This is a genomic window from Microbispora sp. NPDC004025 (assembly GCF_053604425.1).
In genome coordinates this window covers 36,777-62,644 of sequence record NZ_JBSGHN010000019.1, presented here as the reverse complement: position 1 = coordinate 62,644, position 25,868 = coordinate 36,777, and the positions used below count along the sequence as shown (strand labels likewise).

At 71.7% G+C, this 25,868-nt stretch carries 21 protein-coding genes; 10 read left to right on the top strand and 11 right to left on the bottom strand.

What is annotated here, in order from left to right; genetic code table 11:
• Window positions 1–132: 132 nt before the first annotated feature.
• Window positions 133–1,011 carry an alpha/beta fold hydrolase gene (locus ACWEQG_RS34510; protein WP_452291266.1) on the bottom strand — a complete coding sequence of 293 codons (879 nt, stop codon included), beginning with the start codon at window positions 1,009–1,011 and terminating at the stop codon, window positions 133–135.
• A 167-nt stretch (window positions 1,012–1,178) separates the two neighbouring features.
• On the opposite strand from ACWEQG_RS34510, the gene ACWEQG_RS34505 reads away from it, so the two are divergent.
• From ACWEQG_RS34505 to ACWEQG_RS34470, 8 genes are all read left to right on the top strand, one after another.
• Entirely contained in the window at window positions 1,179–1,985 is an 807-nt protein-coding gene (locus tag ACWEQG_RS34505) for a phosphotransferase (protein WP_452291264.1), read from the top strand.
• A gap of 36 nt (window positions 1,986–2,021) precedes the next feature.
• Entirely contained in the window at window positions 2,022–2,978 is a 957-nt protein-coding gene (locus ACWEQG_RS34500; RefSeq protein WP_452291384.1) for a cobalamin biosynthesis protein, read from the top strand.
• Entirely contained in the window at window positions 2,975–3,121 is a 147-nt protein-coding gene (locus ACWEQG_RS34495; protein WP_452291262.1) for a hypothetical protein, read from the top strand. Before ACWEQG_RS34500 ends, ACWEQG_RS34495 begins: the two co-directional genes overlap by 4 nt.
• 10 nt (window positions 3,122–3,131) lie before the next feature.
• Window positions 3,132–3,515, top strand: coding sequence for a thiol-disulfide oxidoreductase DCC family protein (locus tag ACWEQG_RS34490; RefSeq protein ID WP_452291260.1), 384 nt, complete (start codon window positions 3,132–3,134; stop codon window positions 3,513–3,515).
• Window positions 3,516–3,607: 92 nt separating this feature from the next.
• Window positions 3,608–4,516 (top strand): ABC transporter ATP-binding protein, encoded by a 909-nt coding sequence (locus ACWEQG_RS34485; RefSeq protein WP_452291258.1) that lies wholly within the window; start codon window positions 3,608–3,610, stop codon window positions 4,514–4,516.
• Window positions 4,497–5,297 (top strand): ABC transporter permease subunit, encoded by an 801-nt coding sequence (locus ACWEQG_RS34480; protein WP_452291256.1) that lies wholly within the window; start codon window positions 4,497–4,499, stop codon window positions 5,295–5,297. The genes ACWEQG_RS34485 and ACWEQG_RS34480 overlap by 20 nt, the downstream gene beginning before the upstream one ends.
• Window positions 5,297–6,349, top strand: coding sequence for a PucR family transcriptional regulator (locus ACWEQG_RS34475; protein WP_452291254.1), 1,053 nt, complete (start codon window positions 5,297–5,299; stop codon window positions 6,347–6,349). The genes ACWEQG_RS34480 and ACWEQG_RS34475 overlap by 1 nt, the downstream gene beginning before the upstream one ends.
• A 159-nt stretch (window positions 6,350–6,508) precedes the next feature.
• The gene (locus ACWEQG_RS34470) at window positions 6,509–7,738 is read left to right on the top strand and encodes a glycosyltransferase (protein WP_452291252.1); all 1,230 of its coding nucleotides are present in this window, start codon (window positions 6,509–6,511) and stop codon (window positions 7,736–7,738) included.
• Here ACWEQG_RS34470 and ACWEQG_RS34465 read toward each other — a convergent pair.
• The 8 genes from ACWEQG_RS34465 to ACWEQG_RS34430 form a co-directional block, all read right to left on the bottom strand.
• Window positions 7,728–8,690 carry a quinone oxidoreductase family protein gene (locus tag ACWEQG_RS34465; protein ID WP_452291250.1) on the bottom strand — a complete coding sequence of 321 codons (963 nt, stop codon included), beginning with the start codon at window positions 8,688–8,690 and terminating at the stop codon, window positions 7,728–7,730. The genes ACWEQG_RS34470 and ACWEQG_RS34465 overlap by 11 nt on opposite strands.
• Window positions 8,691–8,773: 83 nt before the next feature.
• Window positions 8,774–9,829, bottom strand: coding sequence for a zinc-binding alcohol dehydrogenase family protein (locus ACWEQG_RS34460; RefSeq protein ID WP_452291248.1), 1,056 nt, complete (start codon window positions 9,827–9,829; stop codon window positions 8,774–8,776).
• A gap of 134 nt (window positions 9,830–9,963) precedes the next feature.
• Window positions 9,964–10,317: a winged helix-turn-helix transcriptional regulator gene (locus ACWEQG_RS34455; RefSeq protein ID WP_452291246.1), complete on the bottom strand. Its 354-nt coding sequence runs from the start codon at window positions 10,315–10,317 to the stop codon at window positions 9,964–9,966.
• Window positions 10,318–10,341: 24 nt separating this feature from the next.
• A complete protein-coding gene (locus ACWEQG_RS34450) occupies window positions 10,342–11,022 on the bottom strand; it encodes an HAD family hydrolase (RefSeq protein WP_452291244.1) in 681 nt (226 codons plus the stop codon).
• Window positions 11,012–12,094 (bottom strand): ABC transporter ATP-binding protein, encoded by a 1,083-nt coding sequence (locus ACWEQG_RS34445; protein ID WP_452291242.1) that lies wholly within the window; start codon window positions 12,092–12,094, stop codon window positions 11,012–11,014. Before ACWEQG_RS34445 ends, ACWEQG_RS34450 begins: the two co-directional genes overlap by 11 nt.
• Window positions 12,091–12,978, bottom strand: coding sequence for an ABC transporter permease (locus ACWEQG_RS34440; protein ID WP_452291240.1), 888 nt, complete (start codon window positions 12,976–12,978; stop codon window positions 12,091–12,093). The genes ACWEQG_RS34445 and ACWEQG_RS34440 overlap by 4 nt, the downstream gene beginning before the upstream one ends.
• Window positions 12,966–13,802: an ABC transporter permease gene (locus ACWEQG_RS34435; RefSeq protein ID WP_363464828.1), complete on the bottom strand. Its 837-nt coding sequence runs from the start codon at window positions 13,800–13,802 to the stop codon at window positions 12,966–12,968. Before ACWEQG_RS34435 ends, ACWEQG_RS34440 begins: the two co-directional genes overlap by 13 nt.
• Window positions 13,803–13,806: 4 nt before the next feature.
• On the bottom strand, window positions 13,807–14,958 hold the full coding sequence (locus ACWEQG_RS34430; protein ID WP_363464825.1) for an ABC transporter substrate-binding protein: 1,152 nt from the start codon (window positions 14,956–14,958) through the stop codon (window positions 13,807–13,809).
• A gap of 112 nt (window positions 14,959–15,070) precedes the next feature.
• Here ACWEQG_RS34430 and ACWEQG_RS34425 point away from each other — a divergent pair, with 112 nt between their 5' ends.
• Window positions 15,071–15,808, top strand: a complete 738-nt coding sequence (locus tag ACWEQG_RS34425) for a GntR family transcriptional regulator (protein ID WP_182908688.1) — start codon at window positions 15,071–15,073, stop codon at window positions 15,806–15,808.
• A gap of 9 nt (window positions 15,809–15,817) precedes the next feature.
• On the opposite strand, the gene ACWEQG_RS34420 is transcribed toward ACWEQG_RS34425, so the two are convergent.
• Window positions 15,818–16,519, bottom strand: a complete 702-nt coding sequence (locus ACWEQG_RS34420) for a DUF6193 family natural product biosynthesis protein (RefSeq protein ID WP_452291238.1) — start codon at window positions 16,517–16,519, stop codon at window positions 15,818–15,820.
• An 82-nt stretch (window positions 16,520–16,601) separates the two neighbouring features.
• Entirely contained in the window at window positions 16,602–24,107 is a 7,506-nt protein-coding gene (locus ACWEQG_RS34415) for an RHS repeat-associated core domain-containing protein (RefSeq protein ID WP_452291236.1), read from the bottom strand.
• 737 nt (window positions 24,108–24,844) lie between these two features.
• On the opposite strand from ACWEQG_RS34415, the gene ACWEQG_RS34410 reads away from it, so the two are divergent.
• Window positions 24,845–25,774: a Dyp-type peroxidase gene (locus tag ACWEQG_RS34410; RefSeq protein ID WP_452291234.1), complete on the top strand. Its 930-nt coding sequence runs from the start codon at window positions 24,845–24,847 to the stop codon at window positions 25,772–25,774.
• Window positions 25,775–25,868 lie beyond the last annotated feature (94 nt).

Genomic DNA, 25,868 nt, shown 5'->3' with positions numbered 1-25,868 from the left:
GGGTACACACCCGGTTTCCCGGACATGGGCCGGAGCACGCCTCGTGCGGGCCTCCGAGCCTGGTGGCCGTGCCCGTCAAAGAGCCGCCCGGCCTGCGCCGATGTGCTCAGGCGCTCGCCGTGTGGAGCCGGTTCAGCGCCCGTCGCCGGCACTCGCCGTGCTGTCGCGGAGGAAGGCCAGGATGGGTTCCGCGTGCCCGCGCAGGCCGTGCGGGGCGTCGGGGAGGTAGCGGACCGTGGCGTGCGGCACCAGGCGCCGCAGGCGGCGCTCGGTGTCGCGGGAGTCGAGCAGGACGTCCCGCCCGCCGACGATCACGAACATCGGCATCGCCAGGCCGCCGAGGGCCTCGTCGCCGAACACCGGCAGCCTCTCCCTGCGCGGCCTGAAGTGCCGGGCGATCTGGGCCGCGTAGTCGAGATACGCCGCGAAGCGCGGGTCGGATGGGGCATCTCCCATGACCATGCCGAGCAGCCGCCGCCGTCCCCGCTCGCCGAACAGGAACAGGAACAGCGCCCTGAACGCGAAGCCCGCCTTCTGCCGGCCGATGCCGCCCGGGCACAGCAGCGCGAGCCGTTCGACCCGGCCGGGGCGCCGGATCGCGTAGTCCACGGCGAGCCAGCCGCCCAGCGAAGCCCCCACCAGCGACACCCGCGACAGTCCCAGCCCGTCCAGCACGTCGTCCAGCCACAGCGCGTACGCCTCGGAGTCCAGCGGGGGACGTGAGGGAGCGCTCGGGCCCGGCTCGCCGATGAGGTCGACGGCGTAGACCCGGAAATGCGGCGCCCAGGTGGCGACGTCGCCCAGCCACATCACGCAGGTCGTGCTGGAGCCGTGCAGCAGGAGCAGCGGCGGGGCGTCCCGAGGGCCGGAGGCGATGACGGAGGTCTCGCCCTCCCGGGTCGGGATGCGCAGATGCTCGCTCGGGACCGGCCAGCGGGTGAGGAGTTCCTGGTACCGCTCCCGCAGTTCGCGCTCGCCTTCGCCGGTGACGTAGATGCCGGTGGCAGTCATGCCCGCCTTCCTTCCCTAAGTTTCTCCATGAGACAGTAATAGGGCATGTTGCATAACGATAGGGAGTTTCTCGAAACGTGGACGATCGTCCGGGTGGCGAGACGTTTTCCCGTACTTCGTGCCTTCGGGCGGAAATTTGATCGCCTGCGGGGCTAAAATCCAGCGCCATGTCCGTACGCGAGATCCCGCTCATCGGAGACGTCTCCGAGGGAGTCGTGCGGGTGGGGGCGACCGTACGGCGGCCGATGCGGCCCTCGTCGCCTGCCGTCCACGCGTTGCTGCGGCATCTGGAGGCCATGGGGTTCGACGGTGCGCCCCGGTTCCTCGGAACCGACGAGCGGGGCAGGGCGATCCTCACGTACGTCGAGGGCGTGGTGCCCGCGCATCCCCTGCCGGCGTACGCGGTGAGCGAGGAGGCGCTGACGGCGGTGGCCAGGCTGCTGCGGCGCTTCCACGACGCGGCGGCGTCGTTCACTCCGCCTCCCGGCGCGAGCTGGGAGGACGGCTCGGCGCCGGAGGGCCCCGCCGAGCTCGTCGGGCACTGCGACGTCACCCCCGCCAACGTCGTCTTCCGGGAGACGGCGCGGGGACTGCTGCCGTACGCGCTGATCGACTTCGACCTGGCCAGGCCGACGACGCGGCTGTTCGACGTGGTCACCACGGTGCGGCACTGGGCCCCGCTCGCCGACCCGGTGGACCGCGACCCGCTGCAGCGCTCCCTGGACGCGGCGTCCCGCGTCCGGCTGTTCTGCGACGCGTACGGCCTGTCCGCACGGGACCGGCTGATGCTGGTGGAGACGGCGAGGATCCGGTTCGGCCGCTCCTACGCGCTCATGCGGGACCGGGCCCGGACGCTCGGCGGAGGCTGGGCGCGCATGTGGGCCGGCGGCGCGGGCGGGCGGATCAGGCGCGCCGCCGCCTGGCTCGACGCCAACGAGGACGCCATCCAGGGGAGCCTGCTGCCCGGCTCCTGACGCGGCGTACGGCAGAATGCCTGCGTGATCCGGATCATGGACGGTGCCACGGCGGCGGGGCTGCTCGCCGGGGCCGCGATCGACGCCGCGGTGGGCGATCCCCGGCGGGGTCATCCCGTGGCGGTGTTCGGAAGCCGGGCCGCCGCTCTCGAAAAGCGCATATATCGGGACTCGCGGTTAGCCGGCGTGGCATACACCGCCGTCTGTGTGGGCGCCGCCACGGCCACCGGGGTCATCGCGGAGCGGCTGACCCGGTCGAGCCCGGCCGCGCGGGCCGTGGTCACCGCCGCCGCGACCTGGGCGGTGCTCGGCGGCACGACCCTGGGCAGGGAGGGCGCGCTGATGGCCCGCTCGCTGGAGGAGGGCGACCTGACCGCCGCCCGCGCGCGTCTCCCGCACCTGTGCGGGCGCGACCCGTCCGGGCTGGACGCCGCGGAGCTCGCGCGGGGCACGGTGGAGTCCATCGCGGAGAACACCTCGGACGCCGTCGTCGCCCCGCTCGTGTGGGGCGCGGTCTTCGGGGTGCCCGGTCTGCTCGGCTACCGCGCGGTCAACACGCTCGACGCGATGGTGGGCCACCGGTCGCCGCGCTACGGGAGGTTCGGCTGGGCCTCCGCCCGGCTGGACGACGTGGCCAACTACCTGCCGGCCCGGCTGACCGCCCTGCTCACGGCGGGCCTCTCCGGTCTGGCCGGCGGTTCCCCGCGCCGCGCCGCGGCCGTTCTCGCGCGGGACGGGCACCGCCATCCGAGCCCCAACTCCGGACGCTGCGAGGCGGCCTTCGCCGGCGCCCTCGGCGTACGTCTCGGCGGGGCCAACGACTACGGCGGCAGGGTGGAGCACCGCCCGGAGCTGGGCGACGGCCCCCGCCCGGCCGTCTCCGACATCCGCAGGTCCGTACGGCTGGCGCGCGCCGTGTCGTACGCGTCGGTCGGCCTGGCCGTCGCCGCCCGGCTCGCCCTCGCCCGGAACCGCCGAAGGGGCCGACGATGAGTGCACTCGTCCTGCTGCTGGTCTTCGCCGTCGTCTTCAGCGTCGGGGTCGCGGTCATCATCGTCGCGGTGCTGGCTCTGCGGGCGTCGCGACGGCCCGCGCCGCCACCTCGAGACCGGAATGATCCGCCCGAGGATTGGTAGGTTCGATGGCATGGGCGGAAAAAGCGGAGAAAGCCGGGTCCTGCTGGTCTTCGACGGCGACTGCGCCTTCTGCCAGAGCTGCGTGAACGCGGGGCACCGGTTCCTGCCGTACATGCCCGCCGTGCGGGCCTGGCAGGGCCTCGACCTCGGCGCGGCGGGCCTGACGCGCGAGGAGGTCACGACGTCCGTGCAGCTCCTCGGCCCGGACGGGCTGCGTGCCCACGGTGCGCGCGCCGTCGCGCTGCTCCTCGCCCTGCAGCCGGTCGTGGCCTGGCGCGCGGCCGGCCGGGTGATGCTGACGCCGCCGGTGAGCTGGCTCGCCGAGGCGGGCTACCGGGTGGTCTCCCGCTACCGCCACCTGCTGCCCGGCTCCACCACCTGCGGCACGTCCTGACCTCCGCTTTGCCGAAGGTGCGAACGAAGAAGACCGGCAAGTGTCCGGAAGCGGGCATACCCCGCGCCTGACGGGAGCGCCACCATTGCGGCATGACAGCAGTGGTGGAGACCGAAGGACTGACCAAGTTCTACGGTACGAGACGGGGCCTCGAGGACCTCACCCTCGAGATCCGGCCGGGCGAGGTGTTCGGCTATCTGGGGCCCAACGGCGCCGGCAAGACGACGACGATCCGGCTGCTCCTGGACGTGATCCGGCCGACGTCCGGCCGGGCGAGCGTCCTCGGCGCCGATACCCGCGATCCGCGCGTCCGCGCCCGGATCGGCTACCTCCCGGGTGAGCTGGCCCTTGAGGGCAGGGAGCGAGCGCGCGAGTACCTCCAGTTCCTCGCCGACGTACGCGGCGGCGTGAACCGCGGCAGGATCGACGAGCTGGCCGAGCGGCTGGACGCGGACCTGTCGGCCAGGATGGGCGAGCTGTCGAAGGGCAACAAGCAGAAGGTCGGCCTCATCCAGGCGTTCATGCACGAGCCCGAGCTGCTCATCCTGGACGAGCCGACGAGCGGGCTCGACCCGCTGGTGCAGCAGGAGTTCCTGGCCATGGTCAGGGAGGCGCGCACGGCGGGCCACACGGTCCTGATGTCGTCGCACGTGCTCGCCGAGGTGGAGCACGTGGCCGACCGGGTGGGCATCGTGCGCGCGGGCCGTCTCGTCGCGGTCGAGGACATCGCGGCGCTGCGCGAGCGGGCCGTACGGCACGTGGAGCTCCACTTCGACGCGCCCGTACCCGCCGAGTCGTTCGAGGGGCTCCCGGGCGTACGCGACGTGGTCGTGCGGGGTGCGAGCCTGCGCTGCACGATCGACGGCAGGCCGGACGCGCTGATCAAGGCGGCGGCCCGCCACACCGTGGTCCACATGGTCAGCGCGGAGCCGGACCTCGAGGAGATCTTCCTGACCTACTACAGCGAGGAGGAGGGCCGTCATGCCCACGCTGGTGCGTAAGAGCCTCAGGGAGTATCGCCGCGCCCTCGTCGGGTGGACGGTCGGGCTGTGCGCGTTCCTCGGGATGTACATCTCGATCTACGCGAGCATGATGAAGGATCCCGAGACGTTCAGCGCGCAGGCGATCGCCAAGTATCCCGGCGCGTTCAGGGACCTGATGGGCGGCATGTCCGACATCGCGACCGGGCGCGGCTATCTGCAGGCGGTCGCCTACCAGCTCCTCGGCCCGCTGCTGTTCACCATGTGCGCCGCGATCCTCGGCAACCGGGCGATCGCGGGCCCGGAGGAGGCCAAGACGCTGGAGCTCACGCTGACGCTGCCGGTCGACCGCAGGCGGCTGCTGCTGGAGCGCTGGGCCGCGCTGGCCCTCGGCCTGCTCGCCGTGGCGCTGGTGACGCTGGCCGTCGCCACCGGGGCGTCGTCCGCCGCCGGCATGGACGTGCCGTTCGGGAGCATCCTCGCCGCGCACACGGGACTGTTCTTGCTGGTGCTGTTCTTCGGGACGCTGACGCTGGCCGTGGGCGCGGCCTTCGGGCGCCGGCAGGTCGCGCTCGCCGTGGTCGGCGTGTGGGGCGTCGCCGGCTACGTCGTGGAGACCATGGGCAGGAACGTCGACGCGATCTCCTGGCTGCGCTGGATCTCGCCCGTCCACTACTACCTCGACGGCAGGCCGCTCTATCAGGGCTGGCCGTACGGTGACTACCTTGTGCTGCTGGGTGCGACGGCCGTCCTGCTCATGACGGCGCTGCTCGCCTTCGAACGGCGTGACGTAGGAGTCTGATGGACAGCGTTCTCGCTCGCGTGAGCGAGGCGACCGGGGTGCCCGCCGACTTACTCGGCGGGTTCCTGTCGGTCCTGGCCGCGTCGGCCGCCACCGGCAGGCTGCCCGGCCGCGCCGACGTGGACGGCCTGCGCGAGTGCGGCGCCCTCGCCGCCGAGCGCGGCATCCCGCTGCGGGTGCTCGCCGACGCCTGCCTGCACGCCGCCGAGCTCACCGCCGGCGGGGCGTTCGGCGCCGTACGCCGGGGCGTGGCCGCCTACATCGAGGGTTACGAGGAGGCCCAGCGCGCCGCCCTCCGGCAGGAGGAGGAGGCCCGCCGCCTGTTCGTCGACGACCTGCTGCAGGGCAGGGCGGACGCCGAGCGGGCCGAGCACTTCGGCCTGCGGCTCGCCGGGGCGTACGTCGTGACCGTGGCGAGGCCGGGCGTCCCGGTGGCGCCGGGCGACCCGATGGCCGCGCGGATCGAGCAGGCGCTGGTGGCCCGGTTCGGCTCGCACAACATCCTGGTCGCCGTCCGCGACGGTCTGCTGGTGTGCGTGTCCCCGGCCGCGCTGGCCGCCGCGAGCGGCGAGTTCACCCACCACGTACGCGCCGCGCTGACGGACTGGCGGGCCGGGGTGGGCCGCCCCCACCAGGGCCCCGGCGGCATCGTCACCTCCTACCGCGAGGCGGCGGGCGCCATCGACCTCGGCGAGCGCCTCGGCCTGCGCGCCCAGGTGCTGAGGGCGGCCGACCTGCTGGTCTTCCCGGTGCTGCTGCGCGACAGGGAGGCGATCGTGGACCTCGTCTCCACCGTGCTCGGGCCGCTGACCTCCGCGCGCGGCGGGCCCGAGGCGCTGCTGGAGACGCTGGAGGCCGTCTTCGCCTCCCAGGGCAACCACACGGCGGCGGCGCGCAGGCTCGGCGTCAGCACCCGGGCGATCACCTACCGGCTGGAGCGGATCCGGAGGCTGACCGGTTTCTCGCCGAGCGACCCCACCCAGCGGTTCACGCTGGAGACGGCCGTGCTCGGGGCCCGCCTCCTGGAGTGGCCGGCTCACCCTCTGGCCTGATCGGAGCATCCCCCGCCACTTTCAACGTATAGGCGACGAGGGGGCTTGCGGCAAGACCCCGGTGACGCCGCAGAATCGGAGGCCGTCAGCCGGATCGCCCGGTGCGGCACACGGCCGCGGGCAGGCTCACGTTCGCCATGCCGTCACAGGGGAGTGCACATGCGCGTGCTGTTGTCCACGATCGGAACGCGGGGGGAAGTCCAGCCGATGGTGGCGCTGGCCGTGGAGTTGCGGGCCCTCGGGCATGAGGCCCGGCTGTGCGTGCCGCCCGACTTCCGCGGCTGGATCGAGCGCCTGGGATTCCCCGTCGTGCCCATCGGGCCCGAGCTGCGCCCGGTGGCGTCGGCCGCCCCACGGGTCCAGGCTCCGCCCACGCCCGAGCAACGCCGGCGGATGATCGAGGGCACGATCGCCGTCCAGTTCGCCACGATCCCCGCGGCGGCCGAGGGCTGCGACGTCATCGTGGGCGGCGGGGCCATGTCGATGGCCGCCCGCTCGGTGGCGGAGCAGCTGGGGATCGGCTACGTCTACGTGAGCTACTGCCCGGTCACGCTGCCGTCGCCGCACCATGCGCCCGTGCCCGTCTGGGGGCAGGGGCCAGCGGACGCGACGGCCGGCAACCGCGCGCTCTGGGCCGAGGATGCGCGGCGCTGGAACGGCACCGTCGGCGCCGCGCTCAACGCCCACCGGGCGTCGGCCGGCCTGGCTCCGGTCACGGACACCAGAAGACACATGTTCACCGACCGGCCCTGGCTGGCCGCCGACCCGGCGCTGGGGCCCTGGCCCGAGCCCGCGGACATCGACGTCGTGCAGACGGGCGCCTGGATCCTGCCGGAGCGGCGCCCGCTGCCACCGGAACTGGAGAAGTTCCTCGACGACGGCGAACCGCCGATCTACGTCGGCTTCGGGAGCATCCGGGCGCCCGAGGGCATCGCCGCGGCGATGACGGACGCGGCCCGCGCGCTCGGCCGCCGCGTGGTCGTGCTCCGCGGCTGGGCCGGCCTGTCCCCGGCGGACGACGGACCCGGCTGCCTGGCGATCGACGAGGCCGACCAGCGGGCGCTGTTCCCCCGGGTCGCCGCCGTCGTCCACCACGGTGGCGCGGGCACCACGACCGCCGCCGCGCTGGCCGGGACGCCCCAGGTCGTCCTGCCGCAGCACTACGACCAGCACTACTGGGCGCGGCGGGTCGGCGAACTCGGGATCGGGACCGCGCACCCGCCCGTCGCGCCGACCGCCGAGTCGCTGACCGCGGCCCTCCGGCGGGTCCTCCACCCCGATGTGGCGGCCCGTGCCGGGGCCGTCGCGGGCGAGGTGCGCACCGACGGCGCCGAAGTCGCGGCGCGACGTCTGGCCGCCATGGCGGCCGAGGGGACGGTCAGGGGATGAGCAGCAGCTTGCCGGTCGTCCGCCTGGCTTCCAGGTCGTCGTGGGCGCGCCGGGCCTCGGCCAGCGGGTAGCGCTGGGAGACGTGCACCTTCACCGCGCCGGAGGCGACCCAGCCGAGCAGGTCGTTCGCCCGCGACAGCAGCTCCTCGCGGGTGGCCGTGTAGTGCCCGAGGGTGGGCCGGGTCAGGAACAGCGACCCGGCCGCGTTGAGCCGCTGCGGGTCGAACGGCGGGACGGGCCCGCTGGCCGCGCCGTACAACGCCATCATGCCGCGCGGCCGCAGCGACGCGAGCGATCCGTCGAACGTGGCGGCGCCGACCCCGTCGTAGACCACGTGCACCCCGGCGCCGTCGGTGAGCTCCTTCACGGCCTCGGGGAAGCCCTCGTAGCCGACGACCTCGTCGGCGCCCGCCTGCCGGGCGAGCTTCTCCTTCTCGGCGCTGGAGACCGTGCCGATCACGCGGGCGCCGCGGAGCTTGGCCATCTGCACGAGCAGCAGGCCCATGCCGCCGGCCGCCGCGTGCACGAGCACGTCGTCACCCGACCGGATCGCATACGTGGAGTGGGTCAGGTAGTGCGCGGTCAGCCCCTGGAGCAGCACCGCCGCCGCCAGGTCCGGCGACAGCCCGTCGGGGAGCCGGATCGCCTTGTCCGCCGGGACCACGGCCCTGGTGGCGTATGAGCCCATGACGCTGGCCCAGGCGACCCGGTCGCCGGGCACGATGTCGGTCACGTCGGGCCCGACGGCCGTGACCGTGCCGGCGCCCTCGTTGCCGGGCACCAGCGGCAGCGGCATCGGGTAGCGGCCCTCGCGGTGGTAGACGTCGATGAAGTTGACGCCCGTCGCCGCGACCTCGACCAGCACCTCACCGGGGCCGGGCTCGGGGTCGGGACGCTCGGCGTACTCCAGCACCGAGGAATCACCGTACGCGGGGACGACGATGGCATGCATGCGCGGCTCCTGTCTGGTCTCTCCTGAATGCCCCTAACCGGCCGCTCCCCGGAAATTGTTCCGGGGCCCCGGTACGGCGGGCCTCAGAAGCCGGTGAGGGTGATCTTGCCGATCGCGGTGCCCGATTCGAGGATGCGGTGGGCCTCGCGCAGGTTGGCGGCGTTGACCGGGCCGAGGTCCAGGTTGGCGGTGGTCGTGACGACCCCGGCGTCGACGAGCCGCGCCACCCGGTCGAGGGTGCGGTGCTGGTTCACCTGGTTCGGGGTCTTGAACAGCGAGTGGGTGAACATGAGCTCCCAGTGGAAGGCGATGCTCTTCGGCTTGAGCACGCCGATGTCGAGGGAGTCGTGGTCGTCGATGGCGACGATCCGGCCGAAGGGGGTGAGCGCCTCGGCGTAGGCCGTGAGGTTGCGGTCGGTGCCGGTCGTGCTGAAGACGAAGTCGACGCCGTCCGGCGCGACCTCGGCCAGCTGCTTGGCCAGCGGCGCGCGGTGGTCCACCAGGTGGTGGGCGCCCATCCGGCGGGCGAACTCCACGGTCTCCGGCCGGGAGGCCGTGCCGATCACGGTCAGCCCGGTCAGGGCGCGTGCGAGCTGCACGACGATGGAGCCGACGCCGCCCGCGGCCGCGGTCACCAGCAGCGTCCCCGTCTGGTCGAGAGCGTCGCCGCGCAGGCCCAGCCGCTCGAACAGGCCCTCCCAGGCCGTGAGGGAGGTCAGCGGCAGCGCGGCGGCCTCGGTGAAGGACAGCGTGGCGGGCTTGTGGCCGGCGATGCGCTCGTCGACGACGTGGAAGCGGGAGTTCGCGCCGGGCCGGTCGATCGCGCCGGCGTAGTAGACCTCGTCTCCGACCTCGAAGAGCTCCACCTCGCCGCCCACGGCGACCACGGTGCCGGCGGCGTCCCAGCCGAGCACCTTGGGCTCGCCGCCCGGATCGCTGCCCCGCCGGACCTTGTAGTCCACCGGGTTGACGGCGACGGCCTCCACCCGGACCAGCAGGTCGCGCGGGCCGGGCTCGGGCACCGGCAGCTCGACGTCCAGGAGGCTCTCCGGGTCGTCGACGGGAAGGCTGCGCCGGTAGGCGACGGCGGGCATGACGGCGGGTACGGCGGACAGGGTCGTGCTCGGGTGCTCACTCATGATGGTCCTCCCAGACACAAAGGCGGCGGGTGCGGATCGCACGGCGCCGCGGTGACTGTGGGACGGTACCCGCCGGAGCCTGGTTACCCGCAAGGGATACGAGTACCCGATGGGAACCATCGAGGTGAGGAGGGCTATTCGGAGCCGGGGAAGCGGCCGATGTTGCGCTCCACCCACGTCCGCAGGTGGGCGAGCGGGACGTTGGCGTCCCTGCCGAGCGAGGTGAGGCTGTATTCCACGCGCAGCGGCACCTCCGGATACACCTCGCGGTGGACGAGGCCGTGGTCTTCCAGGCGGCGCAGCGTCTGGGTGAGCACCTTGGGGCTGACGCCCTGGAGGCGGGCGCGCAGCGCGCCGAAACGCCGCGGCCCGTCCTCCAGGGCCCCCAGGGCCAGTGCGCTCCACTTGTTGGCCAGCAGGTCGAGCATGTCGCGGCACGGGCAGGCGGCGGAGTAGACGTCCTTGGGGTCGTCGCACACGGTGTTCATGCCGTGAAGATATCCAAAAGGAACTTATGCCCTTGGGGGAACCACCAGCCGGCGCAGCAGCGGCAGGTCGACGCTTTCCAGCGTCGGCACGGTCGTCACGCCGCTCGCCGTGACCGGGAGGCCGACCGCGATGACGGCGCACCCGGCGGCCCGGGCCGAGGCGACGCCCGTCGGGCTGTCCTCGATCGCCACGCACGCGGCGGGGTCGACGCCGAGCCGCGCGGCGGCGGCCAGGTACGGATCGGGCGCGGGTTTGTTCCTGGCGCTGTCCCCGGCGGCCACCGACAGCCGGAAGCGGTGCCCGCCGACGGTCTCCAGCACCAGGTCCACGACCGGCCGGGGGGACGCGCTGACCAGCCCGGCCGGGACCCCGGCCGCGCGCAGGGCCTCCAGCAGCGCGACCGCGCCGGGGAGCGTGGTCACCCCGCTTCCGAGCCGGGCGGTGAACGCGTCCGTCAGCATGGCCTCGACGGCCGGTGCCCCGGGACCCCCTGGACCCCCGGCGGTGTCCAGGGCGGCGGTGATGTGCAGGGCGGCGTCCTCGACCGACAGGCCGTACAACGCCTTCCGGTCGGCCTTCCCGAGAGGGGAGCCCAGGCCGCCGGCGACCTCCACGCAGGCGTCCCACCACAGGCCCTCGGTGTCCACCAGCGTGCCGTCCATGTCGAACAGGACCGCCGCCGGGCCGCACCCGCTAGACGACATCGGGTTCGGGGATCGCCGCCGCGGCTCCGGTCTCCGTACGGGCCGACACGAGCACGGGCCGCTCGACCAGCCCGACGCGTACGGCGGTGCCGGGCGCGAAGCGCGCGGAGTCGTGCCCGGGCACGTCGGCGAGCACCTCGGTGCCGTCGCCCAGGCGGACCCGCAGCCGGGCGGTGGAGCCGCGGAACGAGGAGACCATGACGATCCCGTCGCCCTCGCCGTCGGGGGTGACCAGCACGGCCTCGGGCCGCACGAGCACGTCCGCCCGCGCGGCGTCCGGGGACGGCCCCTCCACCGGCAGCGTCTGGCCGAGGACCGTGACCCGGTCGCCCGACACCAGGCCGGGCAGGTGGTTCATCGCCCCGACGAACTCGGCGACGAACGGGGTGGCCGGCCGGTCGTACAACGTGGCGGGGCCGGCGACCTGCTCCAGACGGCCGTCGCGCAGCACGGCGACGCGGTCGGCCATCGACAGCGCCTCCTCCTGGTCGTGCGTCACGAAGATCGTCGTGATGCCGAGGGAGAGCTGCAGGCGGCGGATCTCCTCGCGCAGCGTGACCCGCACCTTGGCGTCGAGCGCCGACAGCGGCTCGTCCAGCAGCAGCACCCTGGGCTCCAGGGCGAGCGCGCGGGCCAGCGCCACGCGCTGCTGCTGACCGCCGGACAGCTGGTGGGGGTAGCGGTCGCCGACCGAGGGCAGGCCGACCAGCTCCAGCAGTTCCTGCGCGCGGGCGTGCCGCCTGGCGGCGGGCACCTTGCGCACCCGCATGCCGAAGCCCACGTTGTCCCGCGCGTTGAGGTTGGGGAAGAGGCTGTAGGACTGGAAGACCATGCCGGCGTCGCGCCGGTTGGCCGGCACGCGCGTGATGTCGGCGCCGTCCACCAGGACCTCGCCCTCGTCGGGCTGCTCGAAGCCGGCCAGGCAGCGCAGCGCGGTGGTCTTGCCGCATCCCGACGGGCCGAGCAGCGCGATCAGCTCGCCGGGCTCCACCGTGAGGTCGAGCCCGTCCAGCGCGACCGTGCTGCCGAACCGCCGCCGCAGGCCGCGGAACTCGACCCGGGCGCCGTTCATGATCCACTCCTTTGCCTCGCGCCGGCGGACGACAGGGCGAGCAGCAGCAGCCAGGTGATCAGCAGGCTGAACACCGAGACGGCCACCGACACCTGCGCCTGTGAGCCGGAGATCCGGTAGATCCAGTTGGGGAAGGTCTCGAAGCTGAGCAACCGGGCGATGGTGAACTCCCCGAGCACCAGCGCCAGCGTGAGGAACGACGCGCTGGCCATCGCCGACCGCATGTTCGGGATGATCACCCGCAGTAGCACGTGGGGCCACGACGCCCCGAGGTTCCTGGCCGCCTCCGACAGCGTGCGCACGTCGATCGCGCCCAGGCCCGCGTCGAGCGAGCGGTAGGCGAACGGCAGCGCGAGCACGACGTAGGCGAGCACGAGCACCACCGGGAATCCGGGGTTCTGCAGCGCGATGATCGTCTGGTAGAAGGGCGTGCTCGCCAGGTAGTCCGGCCCCCACCGCAGCACCGTGCTGATCCCGGCCACGAACGTGATCGGGGGCACGACCAGCGGCAGCGTGCAGACCACCTCCAGCACCGGCCGCAGCCGCGGCGCGCCGAGCCGTACGGCCACCACGGCGGGCAGCGTCAGCAGCAGCACCAGCACGATCGTGGCGAGCCCGAGGCCGAGCGACAGCAGGAGGCTGCCGCCGAAGCCCTCGGCCGAGAAGATCTGGCCGTACGCGTCGAGCGAGAAGCCCTGGTCGGGAGCCTTCACCGTGAAGACGAACGACGCGATCAGCGGGACGAGGAAGTAGACGGCGGCGAGCACGAGGACCACGCCGCGCCACACCCGGGGACGGCGCGGCCGGCCGCCGCGCGCGGGCGCCGTTCCGGGGGCGACCTGTGCGGTCACCTGTGTGGAAACCTGGGGGGTCAGCGAAGCCATCGGGCGCTCCTTCGCTGCAGCGGGAGGTAGACGGCCATGACCAGCCCAGCGACCACGATCATGTCGAGGCTGAGGGCCAGCGCGACGTTCTCGTGCCCGATCAGGACGTTGCCGGTGAGCGCGTCGGCGATCTTCAGCGTGACCAGCGGGACGGTGGACCCGACCATGGCCTGCGCCGTGGCGTAGGCCGAGAACGCGCCGCCGAACAGCAGCACGACCCCGCCGAGCAGCGCCGGGGTCAGCACCGGGATCCCGACGTACCGCCAGAACTGCCAGGTGCTCGCGCCGTTGTTCTGCGCGGCCTCACGCCACTGCGGGCGCAGCCCGTCCAGCGCGGGCACGACCGTGAGCACCTGGAGGGGGATGGAGAAGTACAGATAGACCAGGGTGAGACCCCAGAAGTTGTACAGGCTCCACCCGTGCTGGCCGAGGCCGAGCGTGGTGGTGACGACGCCCGAGTTGCCGAGCGTGGCGATCCAGGCGAAGGCCAGCGGCACGCCGCCGAAGTTGGCCAGCACACCGGAGGCGGTCAGCACCGCCTCGCGCAGCGCCCGGAACCTGGAGGTCACCACGGCCTGCGCGAGGAAGGTGCCGAGCACCCCGCCCAGCACCGCCACGAGCGCCGAGATCTTGACGCTCCCGAGCAGGGCGGTCAGGTACGCGCCCTGGAGCGACTCGGTGAGGTTGGCGGTGCTGAGCGAGCCCTCCTTGGTGAACGTGCCACCGAGGAGGACCAGCATCGGCACGCCGAAGACGATGACGGCGAAGACCAGCAGCGGCGCGGCCGCCCACCGGCTCTTCGATCGCGTACGGCTGTCGCGCACGGTCTCAGCCCGAGACCGCCGCGCCCCACCCGCTCGCCAGGACCTCCTTGGCCTTGTTGACCTGGTCCGGAGTGGGGAAGGAGGGGGTGCCCTCGACCTTGGGGAGCTGGTCGACCATGGCGGCGTCCGCGCTGCCGTCCTCCTGCATGGACGGCAGCAGCACCGGGCGGGCGTAGCCCTTCAGCCACAGGTTCTGGCCCTCGGCGCTGTAGAGGAACTCCTGCCACAGGCGGGCGGCGGCGGGGTGCGGCGCCCACTTGTTGATCGCCTGGGCGTAAAAGTTGGCGTACTGCCCGTCGGAGGGGATCGCGATCTTCCAGTCCACGCCCTTGGACGCGAACTCCTTGGCGTAGCTGGCCTGCAGGTAGTCCCAGTCGAGGGTGATCGGCGTCTCGCCCTTCTCGACCGTGGCGGGGGTGGCCTCCACGGGGTTGAAGTTGCCGTTCTCCTTGAGCTTCTTGAAGAAGTCGATGCCGGGCTGGATGTCGTCGAACGAGCCCTGGTTGGCGAGCGAGGCGGCGTACACGCCGGCGAAGGCGGCGCCGGCCTTGGTCGGGTCGCCGTTCAGCGCGACCATGCCCTTGTACTCGGGCTTGAGCAGGTCGGCGAACGTCTGCGGGCAGGTCTTGACCCGCTTGGCGTCGCAGCCGATGGAGATGTAGCCGCCGTAGTCGTAGTACCAGGCGCCGCCGCTCTCCTTCTGCCCGTCGGGGATCTTGTCCCAGCTCTGCACCTTGTACGGCGCGAACAGGCCCTCCTGGGCGCCGCTGAGCGCGAAGGCGCTGCCGAGGTCGAGCACGTCGGGGGCGCGGTCCTGGCCCTTGAGGGTCTTGACCGCGTTGATCTCGTCCTGGCTGGAGCCGTCGGGGTTGTCATTGGTGATCTTGATGCCGTACTTGGCCTCGAACGCCTTGATGACCTCGCCGTAGTTGGCCCAGTCCGGCGGCAGCGCGATGGTGTTGAGCCGGCCCTCCTTCTTGGCGGCCTCCACCAGCTTGTCCATGCCGCCGAAGTCCTGGGCGGAGGTCGCGGAGGCGGCCTTGGAGTCGCCCGATCCCGAGCCGCCGCCGGCGGTCGTCGGGGCGGCGCCGCAGGCCGCGATCACTGAGGTGGTTATCGTGAGCGCGGCCACGAGGCCGGCGGTACGTGTGGACAAAGGTCCCTCCCACTATGGTGCGTGGATCGAACTTAGGCGAACTTGTACAAACAAGCCAGAGCCAGTAAGTCGCATATCGATGTCAGTCGCGTGAACGGAAGGGCTCAGCACGATGGCGCGCTACGAACAGATCGCGAGTGACCTGCGGGACGCCATCGTCAGGGGGGACTATCCGATAGGCGCTCAGCTTCCCTCCGAGGCTGAGCTGGCCTTACGGTACGCCGCCGCGCGCGGGACCGTCCGCCAGGCCGTCGCCCTGCTCGCCGCCGAGGGGCTGGTCGGGTCCCGGCAGGGCGCCCGGCGCATCGTGCTCGGCAGCGAGCGCAGCCAGAGCTTCGCCGAGTTGCACAGCTTCGCGCAGTGGGCCCGCTCGATGGGCTACCGCGCCAGCGGGACCGTGCTGTCCTCCGGGCGCCGTCCGTGCTCGCCCTCCGAGGCCGTACGGCTGTCGCTCGAGCCGGGGGAGGAGGTGCTCGCCGTGCTGCGGCTGCGGCGGCTCGACGGCGAGCCGGTGCTGGTCGAGCGCACCGTCTACGCCGGCTGGATCGCCCCCGCCGTCGAGCGGCTCGACCCCGATTGCGAGTCGGTGACCCAGGAGCTCTACGAGTCGGTCGGCCTGGTCTTCGCGTACGGCGAGCACCTGATCGACGCGGTGGCGGCCGGCAGCGAGGACGCCCGGCTGCTCGGCGTGCGGCGGGGCAGTCCTCTGCTGCGCCAGCGCCGCGTCACCACCACCCAGGAGGGCCGGCCCGTCGAGTCCTCCGACGACCGCTACCGCGCCGGGAGCGTGACCTTCAGCATCCGCAACTCCACCGCCGCCAACCCCCTCGTCCGCCGCGCCGGCGACTGACCGGCCCGGTCAGGACAGGAAGGAGAGAGCGAGTCCCACGGCTTCCCGCAGCGAGCCGGCTTCGCCCGTCGAGCCGTCCCAGGTCGCCTCGACCCGGAACCCTCCGCCGGCCAGCGGCACGAGCCGAAGCTCCCCCAGCGACGTGTCGCGAACATCCCGGTAGAGGCGCAGGGCGCCATGGCTGACGTAGGGAAACAGGGCGCGCAGCCGCTCGTCGGAATGGGCCGCGCTCACCAGCGGCCGGACGTGAACGAGGCCGGGATCTCCGAGAAGCCCGTCCCACTGCGCGGGGATCGGGTCGCCCCGTTCGAAGGCAAGCGCCAGCGCGTTCGTCCGCATGAAGGGGAAGCGGCGCACCAGCTCGTCCAGGGTCGCGCCCCTGCGCCAGGCGTCCGCGACCTCGGTGACCGCCGCCAGGTCGTCGGTGGCGCCGCTTGCCCAGACATGGCCCAGGTGCGAGATCCTGATGGAGAAGAAGCGCTTCTCGGCGCCGAGGAGAATCGCGATCCTGCCCCGATCGGAACTCATCGTGGCGGTGACGAAACGCGCCGGGCCGGGCTCGGTCTCGATCGGGCCCAGATCCCATCGGCCGCGGGAGGCCAGGCGGCGCATCGCCGGCGCGAGGCCGCCGTCCCGCAGGAGGTCCGGGTAAAGGCTCCCGTCGACGACGCCGGCTATTGCGTCGTCCGGATCTTTTCCTGTCTCCGCCACCCGGCATCGTCCCTTTCCAGCGGCGCGTCATCGTATCGTACGCGGCAGGCCCGGCCCCGACCCGTGACGGGGGCTCGGCGGCTCAGAAATAGAAATCAGGAAGCCTGCCGAAGGTCGACCAGTCGGGTTCGGGAATGTTCAGAATGTTCCCGTTCTCGTCGTAGAACCTGACGGAACTCCATTCCCTGCGGCCGTTCGCGACCGCTCTCGCGATCCAGTACATCTCCTCCTCGGTCGCCCTGGCGCCGGTGCTCTTACCCCGCATCACCATCTCACGGAAGCCGGCGTTGAAGCCGGTCGTGTTCACGTGCAGGTCCACGGTGCCGTCACCGATCGCTCTTTGGACCGGCGCCCGCCACGCGTCCCCGGAATAGCGCGGGTGCAGGAAGTGCCGCAGGCCTCTGCCCTCCGCGAACTGCTTGGTTCCGTGCACCTGGAACCCCAGTGCCACTCCGCAGCCGTCGTTGTGGACGAGAAGCGACGCCGTTCCGGCGAGCACATGGTAGGTGTGCAGGTCGGCGATCGTCAGGTTGTGGACCCGCGTGTGCACGGTCTCCCGGGCAACCGCGGTGATCTGGACGTGCGTGCCCGCGCCGGTGCGCAGCCACATGCCCGGCTTCAGCCTGCCGGCGGTGAGCCACTCGCCGAGGACCGGTTCCCAGAAGGGATGCCCGTCGGTCGCGGTGACCGTCCCGGTCGCGGTTCCGCCGGGTCCGTCCGTGTCGACGGTGATGTGAACCAGTTGTTTCTCGCCTTTCCCGGTGATCAGTGCGGTGACCTCTTCGGTGCGGGTCTCGCCGGTCTCCGGGTCGGCGGCCAGCACCTTGTCTCCGACGCGTACGGCTGAGATCGGCTTGCGGCTGCCGTCGGCCATCACCACAAGGGTGTCGGCGGTGAAGCTGTTGAGCAGGCATCGCCCGAACTTCGGCAGCTTGGCGAAGGCGCCGAACAGACCGCCCAGCAGGCAGCCGCCGAGTGCGGCGCCGCCGACGCCGCTCAGCCCCCAGTCGACCTTGCGGCCCGACAGGCGCTGGCTCAGGTAGTCGATGGCGCCGTCGGTGAGCCCTCCGACCAGGCAGCCGACGAGCATGGGATTGTTGCCTGTGGGATCGGTGTAGTTCGTCGGCGAGTTCGCCGCGTAGGCGTACAGGTTGGAGCCCCCGGCGACGCCGATGGGGTCCTCGCTGATGAAGCGCTGGAGGGTGGGGCTGTAGTAACGGGCCCGGTAGTACATCAGGCCGGTGCCGTCGTCGTCCCGGCCGGTGTAGGTCAGGGTGTTGCCCTCCGGGTCGCCGCTTGCGGAGGCGTTGCCGTACGGGTCGTAGGTGTAGGAGGCGGTGATCTGGCCGGAGGCGTCGCCGAGCGCGAGGACCGATCCGAGGGGATCGGTCAGGTACGCCCGGGTGCCGGTGGGTGAGGTACGGGCGAGCCAGCGGTCGGTGCCGGCGGAGAGCAGGGTTGTGGCGGCGCCGGCGCCTTCGGTCTCGGTGACGGGGTTGCCCTGGCCGTTCAGGTAGTTCCGGATGCTCCCCGCGACGCTGCGGCGATCCCGGTCCCCCAGGGGGTCGTAGCCGAAGGCGGCACTCAGGCCGGTGCGGTTCAGGCCGGTGAGCTCGCCGCGTGCGTTCCAACTGTAGGTGGTGGTGCCGTCGTCGGTGAGGTTGCCGTCGTTGTCGTAGGTGAGGGTCTGGCCGCCTCGGCTGGTCAGGCGGTTGGCGTCGTCGTAGGTCAGGCCGGTGACGGCCTGGGGCAGGGCGATCCTCGCGAAGTCGCCGGTGACCTCGGTCAGGTTGCCCGTCGGGCCGTACGCCTGGTTGAGCACGCCCTTGACGGTGGCGCCGTGTTCGTAGGTCACGGCCGTGATCCGGTTGCGCGTGTCGTAGGTGTAGTTCTGGCTCCAGGAGCCGGGCAGGCCGAGACGGTCGACGCGTCCGGAGCCGTCGCGGTGGACATCGGTCTGCTGCGCCCCCTGGGCGATGCGAGTGATGTCGCCGGCGTCGTCGTAGGTGTAGGTGACGGGAGCCTGACCGGTGGCGGTCATGGTGGCGAGCCGTTGCGCGGCGTCGTAGGTGTAACCGATCGCGCCGTTCGCCGTGGTCACCTGGGTCGTGCGGTCGAGGTCGTCGTAGCCGAAGGTGGCCGGGGCGGTGGTCGCGGTGTCGGTAACCTGCTGTAACCGGTCGAAGGCGTCGTAGGAGAACGTTGTGCGCGACTCGGCGGCGGCGCCGCTGACACCGTAGGAGACGCGGGTGGGCCGGTTCAGCGTGTCGTAGTCGATCTCGGTGACCGTGCCCTTGCGGCTCACGGTGGTGACGGGTCGTCCCGCGGCGTCGTACGTGGCGGAGGAGGAACGGCCGAGGGGGTCGGTGACCCCGATCACCCGGTCCGAGTCGTCGTAACTCCAGGTGATGCTGTGCTGGCGCGCGTCAGTGAGCGTACGCAGGTTGCCGGTGTCGTCGTAGCCGAAGGTCAGCGTCTGGCCGAGCGGGTCGACGGTCTGGGTGACCTGGTTGCGGGCGTCGTAGACGACACGGGAAGTCGTGCCGTCGGGAGCGGTGACCGCTGTCCGGCGCCCGGCGGCGTCGCTGAAGAAGGTCGTTCTGCCGCCCGCCGGGCCGGTGGCGCCGGCCAGTTGGCCGTGACGGTAGGTGAACGTCGTGGTCTGCCCGGTGAGATCGGTGACCGAGGTGAGCTGCCCGGCGCGGTTGTGTACGTAGGTCGCCGAGCGGCCCATCGGGTCGGTGACCGAGGCCAGGTTGCCGTTCTGGTCGTAGCCGAACTTCGTGGTCTTGCCCAGCTCGTCCACGATCTTCGTCGGCTGGCCGTACGGCCCCGCGTAGGTGACCCTGGCCGAATCGACGGCGCTCGCGGTGCCCGCCAGAGTGGTGGTGTGGGTGACGTTTCCCCGCGCGTCGTAGTGGTAGGCCCTGCGCCGTCCGAAGGGGTCGACGACGGTGTCCACCCGTTGGTCCGCGTCGCGTTCGTAGGTGACGGTGCGCGCCAGCGGCGTGCCGTACGCGGTGGTGTCGGTGTTCAACAGGCCGTCCGCGAAGGTGACGCGCCGCACCCTGCCGCCGGGTTCGGTGACGCGCGTCTCGGTGACCTGGCCGTTCCCGTCGGTGGTGTAGGCGAAGTCGTACACCTGCCCGTCGGTGAGCGTCTGCCGCCGGACCCGCCCCGCGGTGTCGTACTCGTTGGTCAGGTAGGTGATGCCGCGGCCGTCCCTGGCCGTGGCGAGGCGTCCGGAGGAGTCGTAGGTGTAGCGGGTCACCTTCCCCGCGGGGTCGGTCACGGTCTCCAGGCGTCCGGCGGCGTTGTAGGCGTATCCCACTGTGCGGCCGATGTTGTCGCGGGCCTGGACGACGCGGTGCTGGGCGTCGTAGCTCAGTTTGATCCACTTGCCACTGGGGGAGGTGATCTGCGTCAGGTCCTCGGTCGGGTTGGCGGCCCGGGTGAGCCGGATCTCGTTGCCGTGCCGGTCCCGGATCGCGCTGAGCCGTGAGTACTGCGGGAAGACGTACTCGGTGCCATCGCGGAGGGTCAGGCGCCAGTCGCCGACCCAGCTGCCGTTCCCCTTGAACCACACCTTCGAGCCCTGGAACTCCCCGGTGGTGCCACGCGCCTCAAACACCGCGTCCGTGAAGCTGATGCCGGGCGAGGTCCGCACATAGTGGACCTTGCCGCCGCCGGGGATGTACAGGTCCACCTCGGTGTACTGGTGCTCGGAGTGGAGGATCATGCCGTAGCGGGAGGTGGTCCCGATCCCGAATTCACGCGGCTCGACATCGCCCTGCCACATGACACGGGTGACGTCGATCGGCATCACGTCGTCGACGGCGAGGTCGGTCCGGGTGTCGGACATCAGGCCCGACGACAGCTCCACCGGGTCACCCGACAGCCAGTCGACGAAGTCCTTCGCCCACTTCTTCAGCCACGGCGGGATGAACTCGGTGTTGAACATGGCGCCGTGGAACGCCCACACCTTGGTGCCCGGGTCCGGGACGACCTGGCGCGCATCGGCGCTCACCCGGCCCTTGCCGTAGACGTACCAGCCGCGCCGCTCGGGGTCGTAGTTCCAGAAGTCCACCCGCGTGCCGGCCGGCAGCTTGGTGTAGTTCGGATATATGATCTGCGCCCCGTCGGGGAAAATGTACGTCCCGCCCGGCTGCACGGTGAAGTAGACCGGGACGATGCCGCGCTCGGGCAGCGGGAACGGTGGCCGGTCGACCGGGATCGGCGTGATCCCCAGCTCGGTCACGATGCGGCCGTCGCCGTCGCGGATGACCGAGCCCGCGGGGATGCGCACCTCCAGGCCCGGGATCTTGGGAGTGCGCAGCACGGTCTCCGCGGTCGCCGGCGAGGGGAAGCGCACCATGTGCTCGGTGTCGAGCTGCTGCATCCAGATGGTGTACGGCAGCGCGGTGGTCCGCCCGGCGGCCACCTCGACCCGCATCTCGTAGTGGCCGTATCTGACGCCCTTACGGCCCGCCGGGCCCCCGTCGACGACCAGGGTTCCCATGCCGGCGGGCGCTCCGGTGAGCAGGAACCTGCCCTGGGCGTCGGTCTCCCCGCGCGTCTCGCCGAGCCGTACGGCGACGCGCGGCAGCGCCCGGCCGTCCACCGTACGGACCTGGCCCGCCAGCGCGGTCTGGCCGGGCGCGGCGGTCAACGCCTGTGCCTGCTGCGCGGGGCCGCGCCGGATGTTCCAGTCGAAACCGATCAGGTTGCCGCGGTCCGGCTGCCATGACGGGCCCTTGCCCATGGCTTCGCCGGCCATGGTCTCGAGCCGCGGAGACGTGGGTTCCGAGGCAGACGGCACCGGCACCGGCGCCGGTGCAGGCGTGGGCGCAGTCCGCGCCGTCGGCGCGACGGCCGCCGTCCTGGTGGCGAGCGCGAGGGTGACGGTTCCCGTGGCCGCGTTGCCGACGTCCACTGCGATCTTGTAGGACCCGGAGACGGGCAGAGCCGGAACCGTGACCGCCCCGTCGGCGCTGAGCGTGGCGTAAGGGCTCAGCTCAGTGCCGTCGGGCTTGATCACCGTGACGAACACGTAACTGCCGCCGAACGACGCCACGCCGGACACGTTCAGCCGCAGGAGCTGCCCACTTGCGCCGGTGAAGGTGAAGATCGCGTCCTGACCCGCCCGGGTGAGCGAGGCGGGCAGCGCCGCGCCGTTCACGGCCAGCTCGCCGGGCAGGACCGACAGGGAGCCGGTCACGGTGATGCTTCCGGTCACCCCGTACGCCGGGTCGATGACGAGCTGGTAGGCGCCGGACGCCGGGAGCGACAGCAGGTCCAGATCGCTCTTGGAGTACGCGGCGACGCTCCGGTCGTTGACCACGACCGTCCCGTCGGGCGCCACGAAATCGACGTAGATCTGATCGGTGAACGTGTTGCCGGTGAACCCGAAGTTCACCGCCTGCCCTGCCGTCCCGGTGAAGGTCAGGACGGCGTTCTGGCCGAGACGGCCGATTGACACCGTCTTGGCGGGTCCCGTGGGGGTGACCTCGCCGGCCGCGAAAGGAGTGGAGAGCGTGGCGGTGACGTTGCCGGTCCCGGCGTCGGCGATGTCGAGCCGGAGCCGGTAGGTGCCGTCGGCCGGCAGCGTCAGATCGACGTTCCCCTTGGTGTAGGCCACGAGGAGCCGGCCGTCCACGAGGAGGGAGCCGTCCGGTTTGCTGACGTAGATGTAGGCGTTCTTGGACAGCGTGGTGCTCAGTCCGAGGTTGACTTTCGTGCCGGCCGTCCCGGTGAAGGTGAAGACGGCGTCCTGGCCGGGGCGGGTGATCGAAGCGGTGAGCGCGGAACCGTTCGCCGTGAGCGGTCCCGCGGTGGTGGGAGGGGAGAGCGTCAGCCGCACCCCGCCGGTGCCGGCTGACGCGGGGTCGAGCCGCACGGTGTAGGTTCCGGTCGCGGGCAGCCGCGTGAGGTCGATGTCGGAGGCGGAGTAGATCTTCAGGAAGGTCCAGTCCACCAGGACGTTCCCCGAGGGGTCCTTGACGGTGAACTTGGTGTCCTGGTTGAGAGTGCTGGAGGTGAGGCCGATGTTGGCCGTCTCGCCCTCGGCGCCGCTGAAGGTCACGACCGCGTCCTGACCGGGACGGGTGATGGAGATCTGGGTCGCGGCGCCCGAGGAGGTCAGGACGGCGGTCTGCGCGGCCGAAAGCGTGAGGGTGACGTTGCCGGTCGACGCCTGGTTGGGGTCGATGCGGACGACGTATGTGCCGGACGCGTCGAGCGCCGGAAGGTCGATGTCGGCGGTCCCCCCGGTGGTGAGCTGATAGTCGTCGACCAGGACCGACAGGTCGGGGGCCAGGATGTCGACGAAGGCGTAGCTGGTCAGCGTGTCGGCGGTGAAGCCCAGGCTGAGATCGTCGCCCTCCTGGCCCATAAAGGTGAACAGTCCGTCCTGTCCGGGCCTGGACAGTGCGGCGACCGACGCCGTGCCGTTGACGGCGAGTTGCCCGCCGGCCGGAGCGCTCAGGGTCACCTGAACCTGCCCGGTGTCCGACGCGACGTCGGGGTCCAGCAGCAACTGGTAGGTGGCGTCGGCCTCCAGACGGGTCAGCTCCAGATCACGGGCCGGAATGCCGGACAGCTCGGCGACCACCTTGCCCTTGGGACCGACCACCTGGGCCTTGATCGAGCCGCTGAAGGTCGACGCGGTCAGCCCGATGCCGACCTGGCCGTCGTCGGGGGCGCGGAACACCACCAGCGCGGCCCTGCCCGCGGTGCCGACGCTGACGGCCTGGGCCGCACCGCCGACGGTCATCGGGGTGACGCTCTCGATGAGGGCCGCGTCGATCTCCGGGTAGGGCACAGAGAACTGGCCGGGCGCCTTCGTCCCGCCCGCGGGGGTGGTGACGAGGATGTCTCCGGTGGTCGCTCCGAGGGGGACCACGAACTGCAGGCTGGTCGCGGTGACCGCCGTCACCTCGGCGAGGGTGCCGTTGACGTCCACAACGTTGTCGGCGAGCACCGGGTCGAAGCCGGAGCCGGTCAGCGTCACGGTGGTGGAGGGCGGCCCGGCCGTGGGCGAGACCGCGGTGACGGCCGGTGGCGCGGCGGCGATGGTGAACGTCTCCCCGGTGACCGTGGTGCCGCCCACCTGAACACGCACCGGGCCCGCCGTCACCGCGGCCGGCACCTCCACTTGGAGCGAGGTGGGGGTCGCCCCGGTGACCGTCGCCGTCGTGCCGTTGAAGGTCACCTGGTTCGCCGATGCGGTGGCGGAGAAGCCGGTGCCGTTGACGGTGACGGTGGCTCCCGGCCGGCCGGAGGTGGGGACCACGCTCAGCACCGACAGATCGCTGGACGGGAAACGGTCGACGCCGAGCAGGTTCCCGGTCGGGTCGTAGCGGTAACGGGCCGTCTCACCGGAGGGCTGGGTGACCCCGACCAGGCGTCCGGCGGCGTCGTAGGCGTAGGTGGCCGGGCCCGCCGGGGCCGACGCCGCAGGGGCGACCGGGCCGTGGACGCGCGAGGTGGTGGACGCCTCGGTCTCTTCCCCGGAGACCGTCTCAGCGGTAGGTCCGGCGGCGGCGGCCACCATGTCCTTTTCCGTCGCCGACCCCGCATACGCCGTCATCGATCCCGTGGGAAGGGCCGATTGGACCACGAGCATCGCCAAAGCGGCGATGAAAATCCGAGAACGTACCCGTACGCGCATCGGCCCGACTCCGCCCCTGTAAGGCCGACGGCGACGCAGGAGGTCTCGCGTGGCGACTCGGCCAGGAATTCATCCGCACGTGGAAATCGCTTCCACCCGATGTCGTGGGTGATTTCGGCCTGCCGAACTCTCCGGGATCGGCGGAACCGGCGATCGCCCTGAATCGGGTTCGAAAATGGCGCCTTCGGCAATCGACGGCGAACTCGTTTTCGCGTTGAGCGGAGCCGCCATGGCCGCCAGAAGTGCCCCTGTGTGCACGCCCCGTCCAGCCCGGAATTCTCGATCCCGGTCGGTCCGTGGCCCCTTGACAGGTTGTTGAACTATCTCGAAGATCAATATCAACAGGACGTATCCTGTTATAAGACGCAAGTTCGGTCAAGAGTTGATCCGGAAACTTATCCTTTCAGGAGATGCATGGCTGGGAAACCGTGGTCATGGGCGATCCGTCAGTAGATTTTGGTGCTCGGCGCGGCGAGCCGGGCCGGGAGCGCCACTTGTTGCCGACCGGAATTCCGAGCCGGCCGATCTCTCGCCGGAGGGCACTGGCGACGGCGGGAACGGTGGTGGGCGGTGCTCTGCTCACCGCGGGTAGCGGAGGGCACAGTCCGCGGTCTTCTCAGCCCGCCGTTCTCATGTCACCGCCACCCTCGTACGCGGTGTTCACCGCTCTCGAGGTCAACGAGGCCGAGCCGTTCTTCCGCGAACTCGGAGCGGCGACGCGGACGTCGCCCGCGTCCGCCGAAATCACGATCGGGCTCGGGGCGTCGTTGTTCGACAAGGGCATGCCCGTCGGACGTCCCCGGCAGTTGAGCCGGATGCCCTCGTTCCCGGGGGACCTGCTCGATCCCGGCTTCACCCATGGAGACGTGCTGGTCCAGATCTGCGCCGCGACCGCGCGAGAGGCGCAGAGCGCGACCAGGGACCTGCTGGACACGATTCCCGGCCACCAGGTCCGATGGTCGGTGCACGGCTTCAGGAACGAGAACCGGGAGGAGAGCGGCCGGGCGCTCACTCGTAATCTCTTCGGATTCACGGAAGGCTACGGAAATCCGGATCTCCGTGGAAGCCAGGGCGCATTGCGGGATTTGATCGAGGTGCCTGAGGCGGCGGGAGAGCCGCACTGGGCGCGCGCCGGCACTTACCAGGTGGTCCGGCTCGTCCGGCTGGCTCAGACGCTGTGGGACGCCGACCCCGTGGAGGTGCAGGAAAAGACGATCGGACGGCACCGTGACGGGACGCGCCTGGACGGGCTCGCCCCGTTCGACGACGCAGCGTTCGCCGGGGACGCGGACGGGTCGATCACGCCGTTGGACTCCCACGTTCGCCGCGCCAACCCGCGGCTGCCCGGAGTCGAACCACCTCGCATGCTCCGCCGCAGCTTCTCCTACAGCCGTGGCAGGGACGGCTCCGGCACTTTGGACGAGGGCCTGTTGTTCGTGTGCTACCAGGCGGACCTGGCGCGTGGCTTCGAGGCCGTCCAGGGACGCCTGGCGGGTGAGGCCATGAGCCGGTACACGCTCACAACGGGTGGGGGCTACTTCTTCGTACCCGCCAGGCTGGACCCCGATCGGTGGTGGAGCGGCTGAGCGCGGTCACCGCCGCACAGGTCCGCCCGCCCAGCCGCAGGCGGGCGTGACCAGTCCTCCCCGGAACAGCTCCCGCGCCTCGCGGGGAGCAAAC